The 6,196-nt window shown below is 72.7% G+C and carries 5 protein-coding genes and 2 pseudogenes; 1 reads left to right on the forward strand and 6 read right to left on the reverse strand.

The annotated features are described in order from the left end of the window. Positions 1-8 precede the first annotated feature (8 nt). The gene (locus ACFYXS_RS36790; protein ID WP_389256133.1) at positions 9-1,271 is read left to right on the forward strand and encodes a PucR family transcriptional regulator; all 1,263 of its coding nucleotides are present in this window, start codon (positions 9-11) and stop codon (positions 1,269-1,271) included. 18 nt (positions 1,272-1,289) lie between these two features. Here the strand turns inward: ACFYXS_RS36790 and ACFYXS_RS36795 are convergent, their stop codons facing one another. The 6 genes and pseudogenes from ACFYXS_RS36795 to ACFYXS_RS36820 all read right to left on the reverse strand — a co-directional run. Next, positions 1,290-2,219, reverse strand: a complete 930-nt coding sequence (locus tag ACFYXS_RS36795; protein ID WP_389256134.1) for a 3-hydroxyacyl-CoA dehydrogenase NAD-binding domain-containing protein — start codon at positions 2,217-2,219, stop codon at positions 1,290-1,292. A gap of 11 nt (positions 2,220-2,230) precedes the next feature. After that, positions 2,231-2,965 carry an acetoacetate decarboxylase gene (locus ACFYXS_RS36800; RefSeq protein WP_389256135.1) on the reverse strand — a complete coding sequence of 245 codons (735 nt, stop codon included), beginning with the start codon at positions 2,963-2,965 and terminating at the stop codon, positions 2,231-2,233. A 45-nt stretch (positions 2,966-3,010) separates the two neighbouring features. Beyond that, entirely contained in the window at positions 3,011-3,790 is a 780-nt protein-coding gene (locus ACFYXS_RS36805; protein WP_389256136.1) for a crotonase/enoyl-CoA hydratase family protein, read from the reverse strand. 88 nt (positions 3,791-3,878) lie between these two features. Further along, positions 3,879-5,096, reverse strand: coding sequence for a CaiB/BaiF CoA transferase family protein (locus tag ACFYXS_RS36810; RefSeq protein WP_389256137.1), 1,218 nt, complete (start codon positions 5,094-5,096; stop codon positions 3,879-3,881). 221 nt (positions 5,097-5,317) lie between these two features. Next, a pseudogene (locus tag ACFYXS_RS36815) lies at positions 5,318-5,962 on the reverse strand (histidine phosphatase family protein). A 114-nt stretch (positions 5,963-6,076) separates the two neighbouring features. Continuing rightward, positions 6,077-6,196 (reverse strand): annotated as a pseudogene (locus ACFYXS_RS36820) (6-phosphogluconate dehydrogenase); the annotation flags it as partial.

Genomic DNA, 6,196 nt, shown 5'->3' on the forward strand with positions numbered 1-6,196 from the left:
GCACGGACATGGCCGGCAACACCCCCGAGGCCGCGAAGCAACTCTCCCTGACGGCGGCGAACATGAGGCCGCACCTGTCGGATGTCAGCTGCGCCATCCAGGAGCACGTGATGTCCGAGATGGCACAACTCGGGGGCGACGACACCGTCCTGAGGCTTCTGCACGCGAGCGTCTCGGAGAACGTCACGACCTTGCTGGACGTCTTCGAGAACGACATCCCGCCGGACACCGTCGGGGAGCCCGTGGCGGCCAAGGAGTACGCGCGGCGGCTGGCCCAGCGGGACGTTCCGGTCATCGCGCTGGTCAGGGCCTACAGGATCGCCCACGGGTGCTTCCTGCAACGGTGTCTCGACGAGCTCCACCGCGGTGACGTCGGCGAGGATCTCTCCGCCGCGACCACTGCCCGCATGCTGGCGGTGAGCTTCGACTACGTCGACCGCGTCACCGAGCACGTGGTCGAGGTCCACCGGCGGGAACGGGACCTCTGGCTGCTGAACGAGACCGCGGGCCTGACCGCTCGCGTCCGGGACGTGCTCGCGGACCGCGACGCCGACCCCGGCCGGGCGGAGTCGGCCCTCGGTTACCGGTTCGCCCAGCACCACCTCGGGCTGGTGGCCTGGCTCCCCGCCCCCGGTCGCGGCGGTGCCGCACTGGCCCGGCTCGACCGCTTCACCGGTGAGCTCGCCGGGGCGCTGGAGTGCCCCGGCCGGCCCCTGTTCGTCCCCCAGGACGAGACGCTCGCATGGGTCTGGCTGCCGCTGGGCGGGCGTCGCCAGGTCCCCTGGGAACGGCTCTCGGACGTGGTGGAGGACGCCGATCCCTCCGCGCGGGTCTGCGCGGGAGGTGTGGAGCCGGGCATCGGCGGATTCCGCCGCACGCACCGCCAGGCCCTGCGCGCGCAGGAGCTCGCCGCGATGGCGAACCCCCACTGCCGGTTCACGGCCTACGCCCGGGTCGCGCCGATCGCCTTGATGTGCGGGAACGTCGACGACCTGTGCACCTGGGTCAGGGGTGTCCTGGGCCCGTTGGCCGCCGACGACGAGCACTCCTCGCGCCTGCGCGAGACCCTGCGGATCTTCCTGGCCACCGGGTGCAGTTACACGGCCACCGCGGGCCGTCAGATCCTGCACAAGAACACGGTGCAGTACCGGATCCGGAAGGCCGAGGAGGCCATGGGGCACACCGTCCAGGAACGGCGCACCGATCTGGACGTCGCCCTGCTGGCCGTGGAGCACCTGGGATCGGTGGTGCTCAGGAAGAAGCCCGCGTGACCCCCGGCACGCCGGGACTCACGATGCGCCGAGGGCGCGCATGACCTTGATCTGCGCCTGGTCCCGTGCGGTCTCCAGCTCCACGATGCTCGCCCCGAAGTCGGCCTGTGCGGAGAGCAGTCCGACGGTCCGCTCGTCGAGTGCCGGGGTGCCGAGCCCGCGCCACGCGGCCTCCAGGCCGGGGCCGAAGTGCTGCAGGAAGGCGGGCAGGCCGCCGGGGCCGCCGCCCAGGTGGAAGCTGCGGAACGGCCCGGCGACGGCCCAGCGCAGGCCGATCGAGGCGGTGACGATGTCGTCGAGCTCCTGCTCGGTGACCACGCCCTCCACGACGAGGTGGATCGCTTCACGGAAGAGCGCGGATTGCAGGCGGTTGGCGACGAACCCGGGGAACTCCTTGTGCAGCACCTGCGGTCGTTTGCCCAGCGCGGTGTAGAAGGCGACGGCACGCCGCACGGTCTCCGGATCGGTCTCCTTGCCGGGGACGACCTCCACCAGGGGCACCAGGTGCGGCGGGTTGAAGGGGTGGCCGATGACGAGGCGTCCGGGCCGCTTCATCCCCCGGGCCATCTCGGTGGCGGGGATGCCGGAGGTGGAGCTGAGCAGCAGGGTGTCCGCGCGCACGGCCCGCTCGACCCGCGGCAGCAGGTCCTGCTTGAACTCCAGCCGCTCGGGGCTGTTCTCCTGCACCACGTCGGCGTCCGCGAGCGCCCGGTCGAGGTCGGCCTCGAAGCGCAGGTTGCGGTCGAGTCCTGCGGTGGGCAGACCGAGCGCCTCCAGCGCCGGTTCGGCCTCCCGCAGCTGGTCGTGCACGCGCCGGTCCACGTCGGGCAGCGGGTCGTTGACGGTGACGGTCAGGCCCTTGGCGAGGAACAGGGCCGCCCACGACGCACCGATGACCCCCGCGCCGATGACGGTGACGTGCCGATACGCGTCCAAGGTGTCGCTCATGACGACTCCTTTCACGTGAGGTAGTCGTGGACGACCTCGGCCGGCGGCAGGGTGAGGTCGGTCAGCACGTGGCTGGCGGAGAGGACTTCAAGGACGGGGAGGTCCGCCAGCGGCGCGAGGGCGTGCTCGAAGAGCTGCAGCCGGGCGGGGCCGGTCCAGGAGCCCTTGACGGTGATGTCCCCGACCTGGAACCGGACCAGCTCGCAGATGCGCGGCTCCCCGGTGTAGCCGCGGAGGATCTTCAGCATGAAGGTGGGGCGGCAGACCTCGTCCCGCGCCTGGTCCGCGTCGAGCGGGGCGTGCTTGTAGCCCATGGTCGCGGTCGCGACCCGCAGCGAGCCGTAGTCGAGCGTGCCGACCAGGGTGTCGGAGTCGACGGCCAGCCGCGGGGCGCCGAGCTTCTTCGGGTAGGCGCTCAGTTCACGGCCGCTGGCGATGGCCGGCAGGCTGTCGACGTACATGCCGAGGACGTACTCGCCCCGCTCGCCCTCGTACTCCACGGAAAGCACCTGGCCGGACTCGGAGTAGTCACCGAGGCCGGTGGTGTCGGGCATCCTCATGAGCTCGAACCGCACCGTCGGATCGGCGACCCGCAGGGGTGCGGGGACGACGCGTTCCAGGGCCTCGCGGTCCGTGCGGTAGGTGATGTTGAGGTACTCCCGGTCGGTGAAGCGGTACGGGCCCGGGGGGTAGGCCGGGGCGTCCAACGGGGTGGTGAGCTGGTGGGTCACGTCCTGGGTGCGCATGGTGGGGCCGCCTGGATTGGGTGGGTGTGGTGGGAGGTCACGCGGTCAGCTGCCCTGCCACTCGGGTGCCCGCTTCTCGGCGAAGGCGCGGGCGCCCTCCTTGGCGTCGTGGGACGCCAGCACGGGAGCGACGATCCGGTCCTGGTCGCGGAAGGCGTCCTGGTCCCGGAAGGCGGTCCGCTCGTTGACGACGCGTTTGACGGCCGCGATCGCCAGGGGCGCGTTGTGCGCGACGCGGTGGGCCAGTTCGAGGGCGCGGGTCAGTGCCGCGCCCGGCTCGGTGAGGTGGTTGACGAGACCGAGCCGCTCGGCGCGGTCGGCGGGCAGCGGGTCGCCGGTGAGCAGCAGCTCCAGGGCGATGTTCCGCGGGATGCGCTCGGGCAGGCGCACCATGCCGCCCTCGGGGGGCACGATGCCGTAGTGGACCTCGGTCTGGCCGAAGGTGGCGTCGCGGGCGGCCACGATCATGTCGCAGGCGAGCGCCATCTCGGTGCCGCCGCCCAGCGCGTAGCCCTCGACCGCGGCGATGAGCGGGGTGTTGATCGCGATGCGGGTGATGCCCGCGAAGCCCCGGCCGGGAAGGACGGGCGTCTGCCCGGTCGCGAACGCCTTGAGGTCCATGCCGGCGCTGAAGATGCCGCCCGCGCCGGTGAGGATGCCGACCAGGAGGTCGTCACGGGCGTCGAGTTCGTCGACCGCCGCGGCCAGCGCGTGCGCGGTGGCGCCGTCGATGGCGTTGCGGGCCTTCGGCCGGTCGATGGTGATCACGAAGATGCCGTCGCGTTCCTCGGTGCGCACGGTCGGCGTGCCATTGGTCGCGCTCATGGCGGTGGGTCCCTTCTCTGCTGTCCCCCCTGCTCTGCTCTGTCCTTTCCGGCAGCCATCGAAAGAGGTCGCGCTCGCGGTCGTGGTCTCAGTCGACCGCTGCGGCCCTGCGGAGGCCCGCGATCCCGGCGTCGTCGTAGCCGAGGTCGCGGAGCACGGAATCGGTGTGTTCGCCCAGGTCGGGGGCGGGCCGCGGGGACACCTTCCGCTCCTGGTCCAGTCGCACGGGGCTGTCGATCGTCAGGTGCTGCTCGGTGGCGCCGTCCTCGATGGGCACCAGGACCCGGTTGGCGAGGAGCTGGGGGTCACGCGCACATTCCTCGAAGGTCTGCACGACCCCGTAGGTGAGGCCCGCGGCGTCGAGCAGTTCGCGCCACTCCGCCAGGGTGCGGGTCGCGAACGTCCTGTCCAGCAGGGCGGCGATCTCGGCGGCGTGGAGGCGGCGGCTCGGCGTGTCGGCGTAGTGCGGGTTGCGGGCCGCCTCGGGCCGGCCGATGGCCCGGAGGAACAGGGGGACCTGCTTGTCCTCGTTGGCGAAGGCCAGCAGCAGCCAGCGGTCGTCCGCCGTGCGGTACACATTGGCGAGCGCGTTCGGCGGATCGGTCCGGTCGGACGGCCGGGGGCCCTTGCCGCCGACCAGCACGGCCTGCAGCCACATGCTCGCCGACCACGCCCCCTCGGCGATCAGCGACGCCGTGACACGGGCGCCCTCGCCGGTCCTCTCCCGCCGGTACAGCGCGGTCATGATGCCGGCGAACAGGGTGATCGCCGTCGGGTGGTCGCCCGACCCGAAGGCGTTCATCACCGGCGGCGCGCCCCGCCCGCGCGTCACGTCCATCAGCCCGGTGCGCGCCCAGAAGGCGGTCACGTCGAATCCGGGCAGGTGCGCCTCCGGGCCCTCCTCCCCGAAGCCGGTGACGTCGGCGTAGATCAGCCGGCGGTTGAGGGGCGCCAGATCGTCGTACTCCAGGCGCAGCCCGGCGCGCGTGCGCGGCGGGAAGTTGGTCACCAGCACGTCCGCCCACTCCGCCAGCCGCTCGACCACCGGCCGGGCCTCGGGGGACTTCAGGTCGAGGGCGATGCTGCGCTTGTTGCGGTTGTCCATCTGCCAGGGGTAATTGACCCCCTCGACGCGGGGGTTCGGCGGGAAGCGGCTGAGCGCCCGGTAGCTGTCCCCGACATGCGGTGGTTCCACCTTGACGACGTCGGCGCCGAAGTCCCCGAGCACCGTGGCCGCGGCGGGACCCGCGATGAAGCTCGCGAGGTCGACGACGTGCAGTCCCTCCAGCAGGGGTGTGTCCGCCATGGCAATCCCTTCTCCGGCACGGCACCCGGGGACGGGGGCCGCACCGGCCGTGCGTGAGCCGGATCAGCGGCGGGCGCCCACGACCGGCTGTGCCGCGTTCCTCCCGCTCCGCGGGGACCGGACCGCATCCGCACCTCTGAGGCTAGAAGTCGCGGGCGAACGGGGCATTGGGCCGCACACACCAACTTCGGCGCGAATTTGGTGCCCGCGTACCGGGGGCTCTACGCCGCGGCCGCTCGGGGACCCACCGGTCCGGCACCCGCCGCCGGGGTTCTCGTCATGTTCCAGGCCTTGATCACGGGACGGCCGTGCTCGACGCCGAGCCGGCTGACGGTGCCGGAGTCCAGGGCGAACAGTGATCCCGCGGAGGGCGGCAGGCCGAGCCGGCGGGCGGTGAGGACCCCGCAGTACGTGGCCGTGGGCCACGAGGAGCACGTCGCCCGCGGCGGGGTCGCGCAGTATCGGCTCGCTGCGCGCGAGCACGCGATCGGCGCGGCGGCCCACGTCCCGGGGGCTCTCCCCCGGGTGGCCGGCGGGCCCGGGGCCACGCCGTCGGTCCACAGGTTCCACGTCGGCCGGGTGCGGTGGATCTCCGCGGTGGTGATGCCCTCGTAGCCGCCGTAGTCCCATCCCCGCAGGTCCGGGTCGACATCGGCGCCGGCCGCCCCGGCCGGCTCCGCCGTGCGCACGGCCCGGCGCAGCGGGCTGGTCAGGACGAGGCCGATGTCGTGCGCGGTGAGCAGCGGGGCGACGTGGGCGGCCTCCTCCTCACCGTGGGCCGCGAGGGGAAGGTCGGTGTGGCTGGTGTGCTGCCGGGACAGGGTCCATGCGGTTTCGCCGTGGCGGAGCAGGAGCAGGTGGCCCATGATCCTTCATCCGCTTTCGGCCATCGGCACCTGGTGCGATGTGCAGGGGGCGGGGCGGGCGCCGGCGGCGCCGGCCACTGGAGGGCCGGCGCCGCAACGGGCTCGAACCGTGGGTTACTTGTCGCCGTCCGCGGTCTCGACGGCGTGGCCGCCGAACTGGTTGCGCAGCGCGGCGATCATCTTCATCTGCGGGGAGTCGTCCTGGCGGGAGGCGAAGCGCGCGAAGAGCGACGC

It is taken from the genome of Streptomyces sp. NPDC002574 (assembly GCF_042889545.1).
GTDB lineage: Bacteria > Actinomycetota > Actinomycetes > Streptomycetales > Streptomycetaceae > Actinacidiphila.